Annotated in this window: 19 protein-coding genes and 2 tRNA genes; 6 read left to right on the forward strand and 15 right to left on the reverse strand. The window is 65.8% G+C overall.

Going from position 1 to position 19,835, the window contains the following annotated elements:
- From AKL29_RS04505 to AKL29_RS04510, 3 genes are all read left to right on the forward strand, one after another.
- Positions 1–328 (forward strand): TCP-1/cpn60 chaperonin family protein (locus AKL29_RS04505; RefSeq protein ID WP_283809386.1); only part of this gene is annotated, 328 nt, incomplete at its 5' end.
- Between the two features lie 662 nt (positions 329–990).
- A complete protein-coding gene (locus AKL29_RS40305; RefSeq protein ID WP_028352345.1) occupies positions 991–1,206 on the forward strand; it encodes a hypothetical protein in 216 nt (71 codons plus the stop codon).
- 40 nt (positions 1,207–1,246) lie between these two features.
- Positions 1,247–1,444 carry a hypothetical protein gene (locus AKL29_RS04510; RefSeq protein ID WP_028336829.1) on the forward strand — a complete coding sequence of 66 codons (198 nt, stop codon included), beginning with the start codon at positions 1,247–1,249 and terminating at the stop codon, positions 1,442–1,444.
- Positions 1,445–1,450: 6 nt separating this feature from the next.
- Here AKL29_RS04510 and AKL29_RS04515 read toward each other — a convergent pair whose 3' ends face one another.
- The 6 genes from AKL29_RS04515 to AKL29_RS04535 form a co-directional block, all read right to left on the reverse strand.
- Entirely contained in the window at positions 1,451–2,245 is a 795-nt protein-coding gene (locus AKL29_RS04515; protein WP_244481753.1) for a Crp/Fnr family transcriptional regulator, read from the reverse strand.
- A 281-nt stretch (positions 2,246–2,526) separates the two neighbouring features.
- Positions 2,527–5,886, reverse strand: coding sequence for an adenylate/guanylate cyclase domain-containing protein (locus tag AKL29_RS04520; RefSeq protein ID WP_028352347.1), 3,360 nt, complete (start codon positions 5,884–5,886; stop codon positions 2,527–2,529).
- 225 nt (positions 5,887–6,111) lie between these two features.
- Positions 6,112–7,203, reverse strand: a complete 1,092-nt coding sequence (locus AKL29_RS04525) for a slipin family protein (protein WP_050383299.1) — start codon at positions 7,201–7,203, stop codon at positions 6,112–6,114.
- A gap of 410 nt (positions 7,204–7,613) precedes the next feature.
- A tRNA-Ile gene (locus AKL29_RS04530) sits at positions 7,614–7,680 on the reverse strand.
- 2 nt (positions 7,681–7,682) lie between these two features.
- Positions 7,683–7,754, reverse strand: a tRNA-Phe gene (locus AKL29_RS41620).
- 203 nt (positions 7,755–7,957) lie between these two features.
- On the reverse strand, positions 7,958–8,797 hold the full coding sequence (locus AKL29_RS04535; RefSeq protein WP_050383280.1) for a LysR family transcriptional regulator: 840 nt from the start codon (positions 8,795–8,797) through the stop codon (positions 7,958–7,960).
- A gap of 117 nt (positions 8,798–8,914) precedes the next feature.
- Here AKL29_RS04535 and AKL29_RS04540 point away from each other — a divergent pair, with 117 nt between their 5' ends.
- Positions 8,915–9,508 carry a cysteine hydrolase family protein gene (locus tag AKL29_RS04540; protein WP_050383281.1) on the forward strand — a complete coding sequence of 198 codons (594 nt, stop codon included), beginning with the start codon at positions 8,915–8,917 and terminating at the stop codon, positions 9,506–9,508.
- Positions 9,509–9,531: 23 nt separating this feature from the next.
- Here the strand turns inward: AKL29_RS04540 and AKL29_RS04545 are convergent, their stop codons facing one another.
- The 7 genes from AKL29_RS04545 to AKL29_RS04575 form a co-directional block, all read right to left on the reverse strand.
- Positions 9,532–11,028, reverse strand: a complete 1,497-nt coding sequence (locus AKL29_RS04545) for an AMP nucleosidase (protein WP_050383282.1) — start codon at positions 11,026–11,028, stop codon at positions 9,532–9,534.
- A gap of 123 nt (positions 11,029–11,151) precedes the next feature.
- Positions 11,152–12,390: a DUF2778 domain-containing protein gene (locus AKL29_RS04550; RefSeq protein WP_347336974.1), complete on the reverse strand. Its 1,239-nt coding sequence runs from the start codon at positions 12,388–12,390 to the stop codon at positions 11,152–11,154.
- Between the two features lie 329 nt (positions 12,391–12,719).
- A complete protein-coding gene (locus tag AKL29_RS04555) occupies positions 12,720–13,415 on the reverse strand; it encodes a DUF899 family protein (protein ID WP_050383283.1) in 696 nt (231 codons plus the stop codon).
- 78 nt (positions 13,416–13,493) lie between these two features.
- The gene (locus tag AKL29_RS04560) at positions 13,494–14,996 is read right to left on the reverse strand and encodes a glycosyltransferase family 39 protein (protein WP_050383284.1); all 1,503 of its coding nucleotides are present in this window, start codon (positions 14,994–14,996) and stop codon (positions 13,494–13,496) included.
- A gap of 7 nt (positions 14,997–15,003) precedes the next feature.
- Positions 15,004–16,137, reverse strand: coding sequence for a glycosyltransferase (locus tag AKL29_RS04565; protein WP_050383301.1), 1,134 nt, complete (start codon positions 16,135–16,137; stop codon positions 15,004–15,006).
- Positions 16,138–16,386: 249 nt separating this feature from the next.
- Positions 16,387–16,593: a hypothetical protein gene (locus AKL29_RS04570; protein WP_028336817.1), complete on the reverse strand. Its 207-nt coding sequence runs from the start codon at positions 16,591–16,593 to the stop codon at positions 16,387–16,389.
- 66 nt (positions 16,594–16,659) lie between these two features.
- On the reverse strand, positions 16,660–17,031 hold the full coding sequence (locus AKL29_RS04575; protein ID WP_050383285.1) for a hypothetical protein: 372 nt from the start codon (positions 17,029–17,031) through the stop codon (positions 16,660–16,662).
- 139 nt (positions 17,032–17,170) lie between these two features.
- On the opposite strand from AKL29_RS04575, the gene AKL29_RS04580 reads away from it, so the two are divergent.
- Complete coding sequence (locus tag AKL29_RS04580; protein WP_028336815.1) at positions 17,171–17,998, forward strand: DUF72 domain-containing protein; 828 nt, start codon at positions 17,171–17,173, stop codon at positions 17,996–17,998.
- A gap of 10 nt (positions 17,999–18,008) precedes the next feature.
- The gene (locus tag AKL29_RS04585; RefSeq protein ID WP_050383286.1) at positions 18,009–18,482 is read left to right on the forward strand and encodes a DUF488 domain-containing protein; all 474 of its coding nucleotides are present in this window, start codon (positions 18,009–18,011) and stop codon (positions 18,480–18,482) included.
- Here the strand turns inward: AKL29_RS04585 and AKL29_RS04590 are convergent.
- Together AKL29_RS04590 and AKL29_RS44405 are read right to left on the reverse strand one after the other, a co-directional pair.
- The gene (locus AKL29_RS04590; protein ID WP_050383287.1) at positions 18,479–19,396 is read right to left on the reverse strand and encodes a PhzF family phenazine biosynthesis protein; all 918 of its coding nucleotides are present in this window, start codon (positions 19,394–19,396) and stop codon (positions 18,479–18,481) included. The two genes, AKL29_RS04585 and AKL29_RS04590, sit on opposite strands and share 4 nt — an antisense overlap.
- A gap of 164 nt (positions 19,397–19,560) precedes the next feature.
- A partial coding sequence (locus AKL29_RS44405) for an adenylate/guanylate cyclase domain-containing protein (RefSeq protein WP_244481755.1) occupies positions 19,561–19,835 on the reverse strand: 275 nt, incomplete at its 5' end.

The raw sequence follows: 19,835 nt of genomic DNA on the forward strand, positions 1-19,835 counted from the left end.
CGGCGTCGAGATCGTGCGCAAGGCGCTGTCGGCTCCGGCTCGCCAGATCGCGATCAACGCCGGTGAAGACGGTTCGGTCATCGTCGGCAAGATCCTGGAGAACAAGACCTACAACTACGGCTTCGACTCCCAGACCGGCGACTATGCCGACCTCGTCAAGAAGGGCATCATCGACCCGACCAAGGTCGTGCGCACCGCGATCCAGAACGCTGCCTCGGTTGCCGCGCTCTTGATCACCACGGAAGCGATGGTTGCCGAGCTGCCGAAGAAGAACGCCGGCGGCCCCGCGATGCCTCCGGGCGGCGGCATGGGCGGCATGGACTTCTGATCCAGCCATCCAAGGCAATCTACGAAATGCAAAACCCCGGCAGCGATGCCGGGGTTTTTGTTTGGGGCAGGCTCGCCGGGCGACTTACCGCAGCGCGGCCGATGCGAATACGTCCACAACCTCGCACTGATGCAGAGCCTTACGCTGCTCACAGCATGCACGTTATGCACAACACTCTCCGTAAATATACGTTGGTCTGAGTTGACAATTTCAAAAAAAATTTCGTGCGAGAGTCGCAAACCGAACCGACAGTGTCGTCAGCGTCCCGCACAGTAAGCTCGGGACGAGATCGAAGTTCACTCAAAAATCTGAATTGAGCACGGAGCGTCAGCTCCCGTGACGCGAGCAAGCGTTGCGGAGAATGCGTTCACTTGCGAGGGAGGCAGTGCAGTGAGCGAAAGCGACAAGGTTCTCAGCCGAGCCGCCTGAAGAAGCGGCGTTGAAGTCACATCGAGGATTCGTTCAAGGAGGGACCTGGCCGGTTGGAAGAAGCCCCGTGACGAGAGCATGCAGCCCCCACTGCCCGATGCTCCGTCAACCGCCGCAGGTGCGCGATGCCCCCCCAACTACCCCGCGCACCGATCTGGGGCCAATCCAACCGGCCGGACTATTCTGCAAGGCAAACGGCAAAAAGCAAAAGGCAATATGGGAGGGAGGCGCTCATGGGCATGGTGATGGTCAGATGTCCGCAAACCGGACACGCGATTTCCACCGGAATCAAAACCGATCGCGAGAGCTTTCGACGCAGTACCGTGTTCTTCTCGCGCACGCCCTGTCCATTTTGCCGCGCGGATCACGCCTGGTTTGCGCGGGACGCCTGGGTCGATGAGCCGAGCATCCGCGTGCGGCGACGCCGCGGCGGCGGTTCACCGGCCTGAAAATGGCCACCACTTTTGACGACCGCGATGGAGGGACACCATGGCGCAGGTACAGATCTCGACCGAAACGTCTGCCTGGCTGCTACAGGCCAAGGACTTTCTCGATGAGGCACGACGGCTGAAGCCCGGCCCGAAGCGCAATGAGTTGCGCGAGACCGCAAAGGTGCTGCGCGAGATTGCGAAGCTCGAAAGGGTATCCTCCCCCACGCGGGAGCTTGATCGGCGGCCAGGAAGCTGAACGCGCTTACACGGCGTCATCAGCCTCGATTTCCGGGATGCGCGGATCGTTGGCCGGCGCCATTCCTCGCGTTCGAATCTTGCTACCCGAGAAGATCTCCTCGGCCTCGAGACGCATGACGCGATGGCATTCGCACGCCGCCGCCAATAGCCGCGCCCGGTCGATCTCGATCTGGCCTCGCTGATCTGACCTGATCGCTCCGCGCTTGCGCAGATTACCCATCAGCAAGGTCACCGTCGTTCGTCGTACGCCGAGGATTTGCGACAGCGCTTGCTGGGTCAGCGGGAGGACGTCGCTGTCGACGCGGTCGCGAAGTTGAAGCAGCCAGCGCGCCATCCGCGCCTCGACCGGGTGGAGCGCATTGCACGCGGAGCCGAGCTGAAACTGGATCAGCATCGATCTGACGTGCTTCTGGATCGCCTGCCGAATCCCCGGACTGCGGCCGAAAGCGGCATGAAAGCGCGCCGCCGGGACCCGCGAAGCGGTACCAGCCGCACGAACGACGGCGGTAATGCCTGACGGCGAGGCTCCGAGAACCGAAAGACTGCCCACGGCCCCTTCGCATCCGACCACACCGGTCGCGACCGTCTGCCCATCCGCCATGTCGATCATCAACAGGATCGCGCCGCTGTGAGGAAAGAAGACGTAGTCGATCTCGTCACCGGCGCGCGCCAGGACTGCATCCTGTTCGAGCGCAACGGTCTCAAGTTCGGGTCTCAGGAGGTCCAGATCCGCCGGCGACAATGTCGCGAGAAGGCGATTACAAGTTCCACCGGAAATGCTCACCTGCGGGAACGTCAAGGGTCGCACAGCATACTCACTCAAACACAGGATGAAAAACAAATTCCAAACGCTTGACCGCAAGGCGGAATTCTCCGCAGCGGCGTTTTTAAAGTAGATGCAAATGCGCCAGCGGACGCAATAGCAAAATGCGCATCGTCGCACCGTAGAACTTCGGGAACCCAACAGCTCCAGTTTCGCACCGCTAGCGTCTTGCGCGACATCCGAGCCTGCTCTTTCACCACTTGCGCGGGCGCAGGAAGGTGGGCGGACGCGGTGTGACCGCTCCGCTGCGGCACCCGTCACGATGCGCGCGAGTGGTGGTCCGGCCACCGACGCGCCTGCGTGAGCAGTTCCTGCGCGTCCTTGACCTCGGCAAGATCGAGCGCCGAATCGAAACCGGCGAGCACCGGCGCCAGCAATTGAGATATCTCCTCTGCCCGGCCGCTGCGGCTGTAAAGACGTGCAAGTCCCAGCGCGCTGCGCAATTCGAACGTCCTGGTCTGCTGCCTTCGCGCGATCTCGAGGGCGCGATGGAACGCATCCTCCGCGCCTGAAATGTCGGGGCTGTGACGACGCGACAGCAGCCCACCCTGCACGCGGTACAGCTCGGCATCGAGCCAGTGCTGCCCGGACTGCTCCGTCGCCTCGATCAGCTCATTGATGATGTCGAGCCCGGCATCGACATGCCCGGCCTCCGCATTGGCCACGGCAATCTGTAATCCCCAGAACGGTTCACAGAGGTAGCAGTCGTTCTCGTGAAGCAACGACCAGCCACGCTGCATCTCCGCGAGACCTGCGGCGCGATCGCCGGCACGCCACTTCTCCAGACCATTGAGATAGGTGCCGGCGGCGACATACAACGGCATCGTGTGGTCCCGCGCCAGGCCCAGGGCCAGGATCGTCTCGGTCTGGCGCAACCTGCTGCCGCACAGCCCGTCGAAGACGGCCTTGTGAACTAGCGCATTGGCGCGCGCGAGCGCGCGCTGTTTTCCGACGTCCACCGCGGCGCCCGCGAGCTGCCGGGCCCGATCGATTTCGCCGCGCGGCCAAAGCACCAGGGCGAGAAATCTCATGATGACGAACGGCAAGTCGAGCGTCGACGACTTGAAGGTTGCCGGATCCGGCTCGGTCGCATAGGCCGCGAAGGCCTGCTCGAGATGGATGCCCGCGTTCAGGTACTCGCCCGCGAACCAGGAGGTTACCCCGCTGGCCCAGCGCGCGACGATGGTCGCCACCGGCGAATCCGGATGCCGCTCCGCTGCGCCCATGATCGCCTCCGCCAGTTCCCGCATCGGCGCGAGCTCGCCGTGGGTCAAGCAGGCGTTGAAGAGACCCGACTGGATCGGCGCCAGTTCGATCGGATCATCGATGTCGGAGGCGAACTGCCGGGCGCGCGTCCAGGCGGCGACCGTCTCGGGGGCGCTGTGCCCGAGACTGCCCCGCAGCGCGCGGCCGTAGGCGATTTGCAGATGGAGCCGGCCGATCATCCGATCCGGCTCGTCGGGCAGCTCATCGGCGATGGCGACCGCCTTGCCGAGATGCGCGATCGCCTCGCAATAGGCCGAGCGCTTCAGCGCCTGCTGACCGGCCTTGCGCCACCACGCCAGCGCGGTCTCGCCGAGCCCTGCCTCGGTGAAATGGTAGGCGACGACTTCCGGCTCGATCTCGGCCATCTCGGCAAACTTGTCGCGCAACACATCGCCGATATGCTTGTGAAGCAACTGCCGGCGGCTCTTGAGCAGGCTCTCGTAAGCCGCTTCCTGGACCAGCGCGTGCTTGAAACTGTAGCTTGCGTCCGGCGGCACGCCCCGGCGCAGCAGCAGCTCGGCCTCTTCGAGCTGGGCAAGCGCCGCGCCAAGCGTCAGATCATCGCGCCCGGCCACGCTGCGCAGCAGCGCATATGAGAACTCGCGGCCGATCGCCGCACCGATCTGCGCCACCTCCTTGACCGGCGCCAGCCGGTCGAGCCGTGCCATCAGCGAGTCCTGCAGCGTCGCCGGGATCGCCAGCGGCGGCAGCGGATTGTCGAGGCGATAGCGCCCGGCATTCTCGACCAGCAGCCCCGACTCCATGACCATCTTGGTCAGCTCCTCGACGAACAGCGGGACACCATCCGTCCGCTCGATGATCTGCGCCATCATCTCGCCGGGCAGCAACCGGCCGACGGTCACCTGCTCGATCAGCGCGCGCGTATCCTGCCGGTCGAGCCGATCGAGCCGCAGCAGGCTGACATTGGCGAGCCCGGCCCATGGCGGCTCGAACTCCGGCCTGAACGTCATGAGCATGAGGATCGGCAGCCCCCTGATCCGGTCGACCGCGAGGTCGAGCAGTTCGAGCGACGTGGCATCGGCCCAATGCACGTCTTCGCAGACGACAAGCACCGGCTGCTGCCGGGCGAGGCCTTCGAGCTGGTCGAGCAGCGCTGCGAATGTCTGCCGCCGCTGCTGCGCCGGGCTGAGGCCGAGCGGCGGATAGCGGTCGCCGGTCGGGATCGACAGCAGCGCCGCGATCAGCGGTGTCACGCTGGGCACGTGCTGCGTGCCGAGCGCCAGCATGGCTTCGAGCTTGTCCAGCTTCTGCTCCGGCGCATCTTCCGACCTGATGCCGGCGGCACGCTCGAGCTGGGCGACAAAGGGGTGCAGCGCGCTGTTGGTGTGATAGGGCGAGCATTGATACCGCACACGGCGGTGTGCCCCGGGCGCCAGGCTGTCGGAGAGCATCGCCACGATGCGCGATTTGCCGATACCCGCTTCGCCCGATATCAGCACCGCCTGGCCCTGGCCTTGCCACGCCAGTTGCTGGCGCGACAGCGCAAATTCGATCTCCGCCTTGCGGCCGACGAAGCCGATCGAGCGCGCGGTGCGCACCGCCTCGAAACGGCTTTCCGATGCCGGCTCGCCTTCGACGGCCCACACCGCGATCGGCTCGGAGATGCCCTTGACCTCGCGGCGGCCGAGGTTGCGCAGCGTGAACAGGTTGCCGAGCAGCCGGCGGGTCGAGGCAGCCACGACGACCACGCCCGGTTCCGCCAGGCTTTGCAGCCGCGCCGCGATGTTCGGTGCATCGCCGACCAGCGCCTGCTCCTCCGACGCGCCGCCGGAGACGAGGTCGCCGACCACGACGAGCCCGCTCGCGATCGCGATCCGCACCGCAACTCCCTCTTTCGCGCGGGTCTCGAGCTTGCCGATTGCGGCGATGACGTCGAGGCCGGCGCGCACCGCGCGCTCCGCATCATCCTCGTGGGCGCGGGGATAGCCGAAATAAGCAAGGATCCCGTCGCCGATAAATCTGGCAACGGCGCCGTCGTATGTCGTGATCACCTGCGCACAGGCTGCGCGATAGGCGCGGATCACCTCCCACATGTCCTCGGGATCGAGACGTGCCGATAACGCCGTCGAGCCGACCAGGTCGCAGAACATCACAGTGAGGTGGCGGCGCTCGGCATCGTGCGGTGAAACCGGCGCGGCGATCAGTCCGGCTTGATTGAGATCGGCGATCGCGCGCAGCATCTTGCGGCGATGGCCGAGCAGGACGCCGAGCCTGTCGAAGTCTTCATCCGTCAATTCGGGAAGAACGCCGAGGTCGATCCCATTCTCGGCAAAACGCAGCGCGTATTGCCCAAGTCCCAGCTTCTCGAGCCATTCCGCAATCTGCTGCACTGGCTTCACCGGCGGGTTGACGGCTGGCCGAATGGACCACGGTACACGAACGTTATCGCAATCTGACCGGAGTGGCACCTCTGTTTTGCGACGTGGCGCAGGACATGCGAATTGTGCCGTGGCGGTGTCCCATTACAGCCGTCTGCACGCTAACATTCGTACGAGTGCCGGCGGTCCGTCCCGGCGAAAAAGTCGAAGGGCCGCCCGTGGGCGGCCCTTCCTGTCTTACGCGCTCTCGGGCGCCTTGAGACGCACCAGCTTGGTCAGCAGCGCATCGAGGCCCTGGCCCTCGCCCGCATGCAGGTCGATGCGGCCGACCTTCTCGACCAGACGCTCGAGCGACTCCAGCTCCTTGAGCCGCAGCAGCAGAGGGTTCTCCTCCATCAGCCTGGCGGTGTTCAGGAGCGAACGCGTCGCCGCGGTCTCCTCCTGGCGGCGGATCAGGTTGGCCTTCGCCACCCGCTCCGCCTCCACCACCTTGTTGACCAGCTCGCGGATCTCGCCGGGCAGGATCACGTCCTTCACGCCGAGCTCGGTGACCTCGACGCCGCCGTCCGCGACACGATCGCGGACGAAGTCGCGAAGCTCCGTATCGAGCGCCGTCTTCGCAGACAGCACCTCGTCCAGCGTGCGGCCAGCCACCGCCTCGCGGATCGCGAACTGCACCAGGCGGTACAGCCACGCATCCACGTCGGGCACCGTTGCCACGACCCGCTCGGGATCGACGATCCGGCGGAACGCGGTCAGCGTCACGCGCAGCGCGATGCGATCCTTGGTCAGCATCTCCTGCGCCGTGATCTCGACCGCCTGGGGACGCAAATCGAGGCGCCTGACCTCGATCTTGCGGCCCGCGATCCAGAACGCGTGCCGGCCGGGCGCGAGCCGCTCGACCAGCTTGCCCTCGACCGTGAGCAGACCGGCCTCGTGGTTCTCGACCACCGCCTCGGTGATGACGCCGGCCCGGTTGGGCTGGATCATCGCGAGATGGCGTGCCGTGACCCTGGGATCGCTGGTGACGTCGATGCGCTCGACCTCGACCGACGTCGCGATCTTCCAGTACACGCGCGTCTGCCAGGGCGTCATCAGCTGCACGGGACGGCCGTCGAGGCTGACGATCGCGATCTCGTTCGCGCGGGTCTCGACCGCCTCGAACAGCTCGTCGGCCAGATCAGGGCGCGCGGCCTTGATCACCGCGAAGCGATCCGCGGGGAATTCGGTCCGCACGACGCTGAACAGCTCGGCCTTGAGCTGATGCAGGGGATCGAACAGGCGGTGACGTCCGGGCGCGAGCACCTGCTCGAGCCGGCCGTCGCGCATCAGCAACGCGCGCTCGCCATCCTTCACCGTCAAATTGGTCGTCAGGAAGTGCCAGGTCCTCTTCAGGGTCACGACACGCCTCCATCGTTTGCCGTCAGGCCCATGGGCCTGAGAGCGGGTTTCATTTTGCAAAGGACGTGAGGACGCGAACGCGGCTTCCTGTCAGCCAAGCGGGCCGTGGCTTAGAGCTTACGCGATGACGGGCGCACGCGCGCGTTCGCGCGACGAATGTCGCGCGGCCGTGCGGAGCCACCCGGCATCAGCGCAAGCGGTATCCACCGCGGCGCAAAGCCGGTCTCACAGTGTCGATGTTCGGACGAAAAGCCTTGTGGCGAGACGGCCGGACTGCGACTGAAGCGCGCGTCCGGTCCCCTTCAGAGGTATCAGCTTTACAGGCTGAAACGGAGCGCTTGGAGCGGGAATCGAACCCGCGACCCGATGAGTATCATTCACCTGCTCTAACCAACTGAGCTATCCTTTGTGAGAGACCGGATTCGAACCGATACCTTCGGGATTTCATCCCCGACGCTCGCCCATGAGCTTCATCTCGCGATCTTCATTTCGGCGGAACACGACACCGCAAAGCGGCCCGCGCCGGTCGGGATCTCAACGAGCCCGAACCCGTGGCCGAAACGAAGGAGCGGGCTAATAGACGAAGCACGTCCGGGTTGCAAGAGGGCTGCGTGTGATTTTTCATGACGCGGCGGTGCTGTGACCCAAGCGTCGCAGCAGGTCCCGTCATTGCGTGGGCACCTCATCCCCTCTGCGCGGCATCCTGGAAGCAGGCGCGCAGCCAGTCGATGGTGACGCGCGTTGCCGCGTCGCGCTTGAGATGGTTCTGCACCAGGAGCCAGACGTCGCGTCGCTTCGGCAGCAGCGTGGCGCGCAGACGGCGGTCGGTCAGCAGGTCCGCGCAGCTGTGCTCCGGCAACACACCGACCGCGTGATGCGACCGGATCAGCGTGTGGATGATCCGGACATTGTCGGTGACGCAGCGTGCGCGAAGCCGCTTCGCGCGCAGGAACTGCATTTCCGGAATCCCTCCGAGCTCGTCGGGATAGGCGCACAGCATCGCTTCGCCGGCTGTCGTCGTGGCCGGCTCGAAGAAATACGAGCGGACCTCGGCGAGCTTCGAGATCGCAAAGTCGCCCTTGTCGGGCTTGCGCAAGCGGATCGCGAGATCGGCCTCCCAGCGCGAGAATTTTACATTGTCGCTCGAGGTCAGAAACTGCAGCGTCAGGCCCGGATGGGCGCGCAGGAATTCGCTTGCGCGCGGCGCCAGCACCTCCTCGGCGATCGCGCTGGTGGAGGCGATGCGCAGCCGCCCGACCGGACCGGGCAGGCTTTCGCCGATCCGGCCGATCTCCTCGGCACGCGCGGCCATCGCCTCAATATGCGCGAGCACCATGTCGCACTGCCGGGTCGGCTTGCGGACGCCATCGACGGCCTCGAACAGGCGCAGGCCGAGCGCGCGCTCGATCCGCGCCAGCCTGCGCCCGACCGTGGTCTCGTCGATGCGCAGCCGCGCGCTGGCGCCGGCGTAAGTGCCCTCGTCCCTGACGGCCGCGATGATGCGAAGATCGTCCCAGTTCATGGCGCCAGGCTACATCGCGCGGCCGCCAATAACGCAGCCACCGGCTGCAATATCCCTGCATAACAGCAGGCCGATCCCAGGCTATGTTTTCGGGGGCACATCCGCTGGAGAACGACCATGACATCAGCCAAGACATTGATGCAGCTTGCCGGTATCGACCTCACCCCGCCCCGCCTCGGCGACAGCTGCCTGGTGCTGATCGATATCCAGAACGAATATCTTGCCGGTCCGCTGGCCCTGCCCGACGCCAACCCGGCGATTGCGCGCGCGACGGCATTGCTCGCCCGCGCCCGGGAAAGCGGCGTCGCGATCATCCACATCGCGCACAAGGGCCAGCCGGGCAGCCTGTTCGACCGCAGCGGGGAGCGTGGCGCGATCGTCGCGCCGCTGGCGCCGCGGCCGGGCGAGATCGTGATCGAGAAGCAATTGCCGAACGCATTCGCCGGCACCGACCTCAACGCGCAGCTTGCCGCGACCGGCCGCAAGGAGCTGGTGCTCGCCGGCTTCATGACGCATATGTGCGTGAGCTCGACGGCCCGCGCCGCACTCGATCTCGGCTTCCGCACCACGATCGACGCCGACAGCTGCGCCACCCGCGACCTGCCCGACGGCGTCGGCGGCACGATTGCCGCGAGGCTCATTCACGACGTCGCGCTCGCCGAACTGTCCGACCGCTTCGCGATCATCGCCCGCGGCAACGCGCTCGCCTGAGGGCCGTTCCGCCCAGCGTTGCGCTACTGAAACGCGACCTCGGCGAAGCTGCGCAGCTTGCGCGAATGCAGGCGTTCGGATTCCTGCTGCTTGAGCCGCTCCAGCGCCTTGAGACCGATCTCGAGGTGCTGGCCGACGCGCTGGCGGTAGAATTCGCTGGCCATGCCTGCGAGCTTGATCTCGCCGTGCAGCGGCTTGTCGGAGACGCACAGCAGCGTGCCGTAGGGTACGCGGAAGCGATAGCCGTTGGCGGCGATCGCCGCCGATTCCATGTCGAGTGCGACCGCGCGCGACTGCGACATGCGCCGGATCACCTGCGGCCCGCTGATCTCCCAGTTGCGGTTGTCGACGCTGGCGACCGTGCCGGTGCGCATCAGCCGCTTGAGCTCGAAGCCGGTGAGCCCGGTCACCTCGCCGACGGCTTCCTCGAGCGCGACCTGCATTTCCGCAAGCGCCGGGATCGGCACCCAGAGCGGCAGCTCGTGATCGAGCACGTGGTCCTCGCGCACATAGCCGTGGGCGAGCACATAATCGCCGAGCCGCTGCGTGTTGCGCAGCCCGGCGCAGTGCCCGATCATCAGCCAGGCATGCGGCCGCAGCACCGCGACGTGATCGGTGATGTTGCGCGCATTGGACGGACCGATTCCGATATTGATCAGGGTGATGCCGCGACAGCCGGGCCGGACCAGATGAAAGGCCGGCATCTGCGGGACGCGTTCGGACGGGGTCCCGGTGGTGCCGCCGCCGAGCCGCGCATTGTGCGTGGTCACATTGCCGGGCGCGACGAAGGCCTCGAGACCGGCCTCGCCCGACGCAAGCCGCTGCTGGGAGAGCTGCACGAAGGCATCGACATAGAACTGGTAGTTCGTGAAGATCACGAAATTCTGGAAGTGCTCCGGGTCGGTGCCGGTGTAGTGGTAGAGCCGGCGCAGCGAGTAATCGACCCGCGCCGCGCGGAACAGCGCCAGCGGCTCCGGAACGCCCGGCGTCAGCTCAAAGGTGCCGTCGGCGATCGCATCGTCCATCGCGGCGAGATCGGGCGTATCGAAGATGTCGCGCAGCGACCTTGTGAACGCCGAACTGTCGGCGATGGTCAGCGCCGCCTCGATATTGATGTCGCGGCGGTAGGCGAAATGGATCGGGATCGGCTCGTTCGACTCGCCGATCTCGACCGCCACGCCATGGTTCTTGATCAGGAGCCCGATCTGCTCGGTGAGATAGGTCCGGAAGATGTCGGGCCGCGTGATGCTGGTCTCGTGGACGCCGGGTCCTGCGACGAAGCCATAGGCAAGCCGCGAGTCGAGCCGCGCATGTGACGAGGTCGTGATGCGGACGAACGGATAATGCGCCCGCACCCGCGTCGTGAACGGCACGCCGTTGACGTAGGCCTCGAAACGATTGCGCAGGAAGCCGGTGTTACGCTCGTAGATCTCTTCGAGACGGACAACCGCGGCTGCGGCATCGACGAACGCTTCGGTCGTGATCGGCGGCGGGGTTTCGATGGAGGGTGTGGGAGACATGTTCGCGTTGCGCCAGATCCGTTGCCGAGCTTGGACTCGCTCTGGATCAGTGCAGTATAGCGACTATGGCATCCAATTCCAGACGTCGATCAGGCCGCAGCGGTGGGCCGCTGCCCGCTCTGCCTACTGAATCCGCGCGAGCACCGCGAGACGGCGGATGCCCTTGTTGCGGTAGGCGTCGAGGAATGCGTAATAGTCCTTGAACGAGACGCAGCCGTTGGAGTCGCCGTTCGGACCGAGCATGAAGGTGTGCGCGAGCAGGCCGACGCGGTTGAAGATCTTGCCTTCGCCGCCGATCGGATTGAGCCGCAGCGCCGGCACGCCGTGGAACAGCGCCTCGCGCGGCTTGAGCTCGTAAATGTGCGGCGGCGTCACGCCGACCATCTTCAGGTGCGAGGACCTGGGATCGTCGAGCCTGGAGCCGAGGCCCGAATGCGCCTCGAGGCGCGTGCCGTCGGGCAGATACACGGTCCTGGCCGAGATGTCGTACACCGCGGTCTGGCGGTCATAGGGCGGCGAGCCGCCGAGCATCGGGCTCTGGTCCAGCGTCGAAGGAATGCTGCCGGTCACGTTCGCATCGGCTGAAGCGAAGGAGAGCAATCCGCCGCTCGACTCCCGCTTGCCCCACAGCTTCTCGACCATGGTCTGCCGTTCGTTCGATGCGATCGACATCACCGCGGCCTTGGCGCGCGCGGCCATGTCGCGAACGCCGCCGGATTTGGTCACCTGCCTGGCCTCGGCAGGCTTCGCCTCGGCTGCCTTGTCGGCCCCCTTGGGCTGAACGTCCGCAGCGGGATCGTTGAGCGCCACCTTCAGATTGGCGGCGGCCTGCTTCTTGGCGGTCTCGACCGACTTCGGCGCCGGCAACGGCTTCGATGTCTCGGCGAGCTCCGCGGAGGCGACCGCCCTCGCCGCTTCGGCGACCTTTGGCGCAGCGGCCTGCTTGATCGGGTCGATCTGCGATGCGGCGTCAGCCACGACGCTGGACGCGACGCCCTCGGGCGAGGCGGCCGCAAACCGATCGTTAAACATAAGCGACGATGCCGCGGCTTCCGACTTCGCGACCTCGGTCTTCGCGGGCGCCGCTGGTGCCGGCGTCAAGGAGGCGAACACCTCGTTGAAGGCAGGCGTCGGCCGCGCAGCGACCGCGACGGGCCGCTTGATCACCGGCGCATCGAACGACGCATTGCCCACGGAGGGATAGACGCTCGCCGCAAAAATGTTGGCGTAGACGGTCCAGGCGCAGCCAAGCACCAGCCCCGCCACCGCGGCGCTGCCGAGGAAATGCTGTGGGAGGATTTTTCGGGAGGATTTCTTGCGGCTTGGCGCCCCAAGAACATACGCACTCGCACTCGTACCCATACGCCCGGCGCTCAAAACAGGTCCACCTTTGTCCCTCACTCGACGCGGGGTCGAACGGAGTTCGGCTCAACGTCGCGCGGGGGCACAGACGGCCATTAAGGCGACTTTTAGTTAAATGCGACTTAACCGGATGCGATCCCCTGCAGCGCGGGAAGTGCCTGTGGCGTAGGGCTTTTTTAAGATGACATTGGACCGCCAAAGCGGCTTTTCTGTCCCATCATGGGACATTCCGGCATGCCGCTCCAGCGCAGCATGCCGGAATATATTCAGGGGAGAATTTCCTTGCCGATCGCCCCGTAATCGCGCGGGGATCGAGCAAAAACCATCTCTCAGTAGCTGAGCTTCGGATACCAGTCCTTGCCGCGCCCTTCAGGCGTCGTGTCGAGCAAGGTCCAGAGCGGATCCATGTCCGGCGCGCCGCGCGGGTCCTGGCCGGGGTCCATCGTGCCCGCCCCCATTTCGCCGGCCCAGAAATGACGGATCGTGCCGTTGTGGCGCGTGAAGACATTGTATCCCGGCAGATCGCTGTCATCCTTGCTGACATAGTCGCGCGTGTAGTCGCCCGACGCATCCGAGTAGATCCTGTGGCGCGTCCAGCCGCGCGCCTTCTTCGCCTCGATCAATCGAGCGATCGGCGAGCGCGCCACGAACACGAACGACACGCGCTGCTCGATATCGGGCAGCTTCTCCTCCCAGGTGCCCATGAACGATGTGCACATCGGACACGGCTTCTCGCGCTGCGGGCCGTACATGTAGCTGTAGACGATCAGCGTCGGCTTGCTGCCGAACAGATCGGCGAGCGATGCCGCACCGGCTTCTCCGGTGAAATCATAGGGCTTGATCACCTCGCCGCCCGGCGGCAAGGCGCGGCGCAGCGCGGCGACGCGCTCGATATGCCGGCGCAGCTCGATCTCTTCGACGAGCAATTCCTGGCGGGCGCTGCGATACTCGGCGCTCTCATTGGGAAAGCGCCTGACATTGGTCGTGGCGAGCTCGGCGGCAGGCTTGAGAACGGAACTGGTCATGTTGGAACCTCGCATGGTTGACGGGCTGTCTGGAAGACGACCCGGACCCGGACGATCCGACACTCAACGGCGAGGATTTTATTGCAGTTCCGGCGGCGGGGAACGGTCGAGGACCTCGCCCTTTGCACCTTCCAGCAGGTCGAGCGCGTAGGTCTCGATGGTCAACGGCCCCCGCATGCGTTTGGCCTCGGCCACCGTTTCGACACGGGCGAAATTGTCGCGCAGCGAGGCCGGCATCGCCTGCTCGACCTCGTGCACATAGATCAGCTTGCCGGCCAGTTCCGCCGGGCTCGGCTCCTGCATGTTGACCCAGCGAATGCGCTGGCCCTGCTGGGCGACGCAGGTGCCCTTGGGGAGATAGAAGGCGAGCCAGCCGGTGGTGCCGTAATCCGCCGCCAGCACGCAGCTCGCGCCGGTCCGCACGCGGGTCGCCTCGATCTCGTCCGCAAGCTCCTGCCAGCCGACACCGACGCTGCGCACGGTGGCGTCGCGGCGATAGCCCGAGAGCAAACCGGTGTTGGCCTGCACGATCAGCAGCGCGAACAGCACGACGCCGACGGGCGCGGCCCAGCGGCGGCAGAAATCGATCGTGCGCTGCTCGCGCGGCGCCCACTGCACCTGGACTGCCGCGACCGCGGCGGCCACGGCAAAGGCGGGATAGACCGGCGCGAACCAGTTGGCCTCGACCCGTGCATGCAATGCGTGCCAGGTGAAGTAGACGACGATGGTCCAGAACATCGTGTTGACCAGCACGCGCGCCTCCAGCGCGCCGGCGCGGCGCCGATAGAGCGCGTAGAGGCCCATCACGCCGAGCATGAAGACCAAGGGCGTTGCGAACGCAAACTGGGTCGGGATCAGCTCGGCGATGTAGGTCGGCCGGAAATCCTCGATCCGGGCGCGTCCCATCTGCTTGATGAACGACACCCAGTGATGCTCGGCATTCCAGCGGATGACCGGGCTGAACAGGCCGAGCGCGACCAGGCCGCCGAGATAGAGCCAGGCCGAGAGAAACCAGCGCCGCAGCTTCGGCACCATCGCAAGCCAGATCAGGATCGCCGGGCCAAAGAACAGCGCCGAGTATTTCGACAGCAGCGCCGCACCGGCGCTGGCGCCGACCGCAAGCCACCAGGCGCCGCGGCCGCTCTCGAGCACCTTTGCCAGCGCGTACAGCAGCAGGCTGGCGGCGACCAGCAGCGGCGCATCCGGCGTCACGATCAGCGTGCCGACGGCGGCCATCAGCGTCACATTGAGCAGGATCGTTGCGCTCGCGGCGATGCGCCGGCCGCCGAACAGGATCTCGGCCGCGCGGTAGATCGCCCAGCTCATCGGCAGTGCGAGCAGGATCGACACCAGCCGCACGCCGAACGGCGTATCGCCCGCGATCATGGTGCCGAGTCGGATCACCACCGCGACCATCGGCGGATGGTCGTAATAGCCGCCGGCGAGCGACTTCGACCACATCCAGTAATAGGCTTCGTCGAAGGTCAGCGGCGTCCATGCCGCGGCGGCCAGCCGCAACACGACCAGCGCGCACACCGCAAGCGCGGTGTTTCGGGCCAGCCGCGCCTCGTTCGCGTTCATGCCACCGTCATCGCTTGCGCCAGACGAACAGCCCGGACATCGCGTAATTCCACACCACGCCCATCAGTGCGCCGGCCGCGCCCGCCAGCCACCAGATCGGCTCCTGGTCGTAGACCGAGAACGCGACGCCGACATTGGCGAGCAGGCCGACGCTGCAGACCAGATAGAACAGCAGCAGGCCGCGCAGGATGCCAAAGCCCTTCAGCCGCTGGTCGCGATAGGTCAGGAAATTGTTGAGGATGAAATTGCTGGTCATGGCGACGATCGCACCAGTGGCCTGGGCCTCCGGGAATGGCGCCTTGAACAGCTCGAGCGCGATGAACAGCACGGTGAGGTGCACCACCAGGCCGAGCCCGCCGACGGCCGCAAACAGAATGAAGCGCAGCGAGATCAGATCATTGGTCAGCTTCGCCAGCACCAGGCCGAGGAAGTCGAGCGCGACCATGGAATCGAGCTTGCTCTCGCCATGCTGGCGGGCGCCGAACGTGTAGGGAATTTCGACCGCGCGCAGCTTGCCCTCTGCGGTCGCCACGACGTCGAGCAGAATCTTGAAGCCTTGCGTCGACAGCTGCGGCGCGAACTGCTCGAAACGGTCGCGGCGGATCATGAAGAAGCCGCTCATGGGGTCGGCGATCTCGACCTTCAGCGTGCGGCGTGCGATCTCGGTGGCGAACGCGCTGGCGCCGGCGCGCTGCTTGTTGAAGCCGTCGGCCTTGTAGCCCTCGATATAGCGGCTGCCGACCACGAGCTCGGCCTCGCCGCTCTGCAGCAGCGCCACCATCTTCGGCAGCTGGGTCTCGTCATGCTGCAGGTCGGCGTCCATCACCGCGGCATAGGGCGCGCTCGAGGCCAGGATGCCCTCGATGCAGGCGCCGGACAGGCCGCGCCGGCCGATGCGGCGGATGCAGCGCACGCGGGAATCCTTCCGCGCCAGCGCGCGCACCACGTCCCAGGTTCCGTCGGGCGAATTGTCGTCGACGAAGATGACTTCCCAGGACACGTCCTTCAGGATCGCGTCGAGCCGGCGGTACAGCACCGTGACGTTGTCGCGTTCGTTGAAGGTCGGGACGACCACCGAAAGCAGCGGCAAGCTTGCTGCCTGCGATGAGGTTTCGGGGCTCGGCTTGATGGCTTCGTTCATGAGCGCCAGCGTATAGCCGCAGCCTCTCCCGCTGCCAAGGCAGGCCAACCCAAACGCGCGCTCGGAAAGCGGGAAAACGGGGCAAAACACCCCTGAAAATGCCAACGACCACGAACAAGGGGCGCGCGTACATCCGGCGCAGCCAATCAATGTCGTGGTCGTCCCAGCGCCGGAGCCCTGAAGCTGCAACGTCGCTGTTGGAAGCAACATAGGAAGGCCCCAGGCGGTCCGCAAGGGGCGCAGGAGGCGCTAGTTGTTCGGGACTTCCCGGATCACCGGGCCGCGTGGCGCCGGGGCTGCCGGCGCGGCCTCGGCGGCGGGAGCCGCCTGCGGCTGCGCGGCGGACCGGGTCGGGTTACGGAGCTGGCTCGGCGACGGCCCGTAGATGAACGCCGCTGCCAGCGCGATGGCTGCGACCAGTGCGCCCAGGAAGCCTGCCGTCGATTGTGAGCCCATGCCGATCATCCCTCGCCTGCACGGATTGATATCAAAAATCGGCCGGCCGCAACAGGATTTGGGAACCTATTTGGACGCGGCCTTGCGCCGGGTGAAGGCGGTTACAATGTCCTTCTGCGCGAGCTCGATCGCGCGGTTGGCGGTCGTCAGATTCGCGTCGGCGTCCTGCTTCGGAAATTGCAGCGACAGGAAGTCGATCAGCGACACCCGGAAGTTCTGCCGCTCCGAGGGACAGACATTGGCGATCAGCGAGGTGAATTCCTGGTCGGACATCGCCTTGTTGCTGTCGCGGGGATATTCGCGGGCGAGACAATTCCAGTAGGCGTCGCGGCCGGTGATCGCGAGCTTGTGCGCATCGTCGACCTCGTCGGCCATTGCAGCGGACGATATGGCGGCGGAGGACATGATCAAGAGGGCGGCCGCGACCAGCATGCGCATTGTTGTTCTCCATTTTGGCGCATCGTAGCGAAGAGCGACGGCGACGATAAGCACTGCCGCGCCGATCTGGCAAACTGGCCAATCACGATTATTTTGACTAGTCTTGCTTCCTGTTCCCTCCCTCACGATGAGTGCAGTCGTGGCCAAAGCTCCCACCAAGGCGACCAAGACAGACGCAGGCAACATCTATATCGGCATCGGCGGCTGGACCTTCGAGCCCTGGCGCGGAGTGTTCTATCCGGAGAAGCTCGCGCAAGCGAAGGAGCTGTCCTACGCCGCCTCCAAGCTGACCTCGATCGAGATCAACGGCACCTATTACGGCTCGCAGAAACCGGAGAGCTTTCGCAAATGGGCCAGCGAAGTGCCCGACGGCTTCATCTTCTCGCTGAAGGGGCCGCGCTTCGCCACCAACCGCCGCGTGCTCGCCGAGGCCGGCGATTCGGTGAAGCGGTTCTATGATTCGGGCGTGCTGGAGCTGAAGGACCGGCTCGGGCCGGTGCTCTGGCAGTTCGCGCCGACCAAGAAGTTCGACGGCGCCGATTTCGGCAAGTTCCTCGAGCTGCTGCCGCGCAAGCTCGATGGCCGCGCGCTGCGCCACGTCGTCGAGGTCCGGCACGACAGTTTTTGCGTGCCCGAATTCGTTGCCCTCATTCGCGAGCACGAGGTGCCGGTGGTGTTCGCCGAGCACGGCAAATATCCGGCGATTGCCGACGTCGCGAGCGACTTCGTCTATGCCCGGCTGCAGAAGGGCAATGACGAATTGAAGACCTGCTATCCGCCGAAGCAGCTCGACGCCTGGGCCAAGCGGTTTCAGGACTGGGCCGCCGGCAGCGAGCCCGACGACCTGCCGAAGGTCGAGAAGACCGCGCCGAAGAAGGCGCCGCGCGACGTGTTCGCCTATGTGATCCACGAGGGCAAGATCCGCGCGCCGGCGGGCGCGATGGAGCTGATCGAACGGGTGAAGTGAGCGAGAACCGATGGCGAAGGCCAAGACGAAGGCATCGAAGCTGTTCACCATCGGCTACGAGCAGACGCCGTCGAAGGCGGTGCTCGAAGAACTCGAGCAGGCCGGCGTCAAGCTCCTGGTCGACGTCCGCGCGATCGCCTCCTCGCGCCGGCCCGGCTTCTCCAAGACCCAGCTCGCGGCGGGCCTCGACGAGCGCGGCATCGGCTACGTCCATTTGCGCGGCCTCGGCACCCCGAAGAGCGGACGGGAGGCGGCGCGCAGCGGGCAATATGCGCTGCTGCACAAGATCTATTCGGCACACCTGAAGACGGCGCAGGCCAAGGAAGAGCTCGACGAGCTGTCGGCGCTGGTCAAGCAGTCCGGCCCGGTCTGCGTCCTCTGCTACGAGCGCGACCACGAGCACTGCCACCGTCGCTGGATCGCCGAGATCATCGAGGAGCGCGACGGCGTCAGGATCGAGAACCTGGCGGCGCCGCAGGTCTAGCCTGCCCGGCCCGGCACGTTCAGTGTCCCCTCCATCATCTTCACGCAGCCGCCGCCGACATGCACCGAATTGATCGCACCGGCCTGCTTGCGCACCCGCGTCAGCAACAGGCTCGGCCGGCCCATGTCGACGCCCTGCCCGATCCGCAGCCGCAATTCGCCATCACGCGCGGGATCGATATCGGCGAGCAGCGCCGCGCAAGCCGCGGTCGCGCTGCCGGTGGCAGGGTCCTCGGACAGGCCGCTGGCACCCGGATGGAACATGCGCGCCTGCAGGTCGAGCGGCTGCTCGCTCGCCGGCACGTCGCTTGTGTAGAAATAGACGACGTCGCGGCCGATCTCGGCCAGCGTCCTGGCGAACGCCGCCGCATCGGGCCGGGCGCGCTTCAGCGCCTCGCGCGAGGCGATCTCCACCACCAGGAACGGCAGCCCGACCGAGACGACTTGCGGGGCGTGCCGATCGGTCTTCACATCAGCCGCCGTCAGCGACAGGCACGCGGCGGCCGCGGCTGCACTGACCTCGTTGGTCCGCTGCAACGCCTGCGGCGCGGTCAGCTCGGCCCCGATCACCCTGCCGCCATCGGACAGGATCTCGACCGGCACGAGACCCGCCTTCTCCTCGAACCTCAAGCGCGCCGGCGCCTTCGCCGCCCGGCTCGCCAGCACGAAGGCGGTGCCGACATTGGGATGGCCGGCGAACGGAATTTCCGAGCGCACCGTGAAGATGCGAACCTGGGCGTCGTTGGCCTTGTCCTGCGGCGGCAGCACGAAGGTCGTCTCCGAATAGTTGAACTCGGTCGCGATCGCCTGCATCGCTTCGGTCGAGAGCCCTTCGGCGTCGAGCACCACGCCGAGCGGGTTGCCGCCGAAGGCGCGGTCGGTGAAAACGTCGACGGTGATATAGCGCCGCTGCATCTTGCTTGTCCTTGTGCTCCGGTCATTCCGATGACGTCATCGTAGCACGGTCCGCGCAATGCCCTTCAGAGCACTCGGTACAATCGCGGGCAAGTCACATGCAGGCAGCTCGCGCGGCTTGAGGAGACGTGCGTGATTGCCTCGGATCATCTGAGCGTCGCCGCCTATCCCAGCTGCCAGACGTGCACCGGGTGCTCGTAGCCCCGCACCGGGATCTCGCCGCGCGACACCGCGTCCTTGCAGTCGTCGCCGAGCGCCTCACGGACCGCGGAGGATATCAAAAACTGCGAGCCGAGATCCTTGTTCAGCGCCTCGAGCCGCGCGGCAAAATTCACGGTGTCGCCGATCACGGTGTATTCCTTGCGCCGGGGCGAGCCGATATTGCCGGCGACGACCTCGCCGATGTGGATGCCGATGCCGATGCGCAGCGGCCAGCTCG

Origin of the sequence: Bradyrhizobium pachyrhizi (genome assembly GCF_001189245.1) — a bacterium.
Taxonomy (GTDB): Bacteria; Pseudomonadota; Alphaproteobacteria; order Rhizobiales; family Xanthobacteraceae; genus Bradyrhizobium; species Bradyrhizobium pachyrhizi.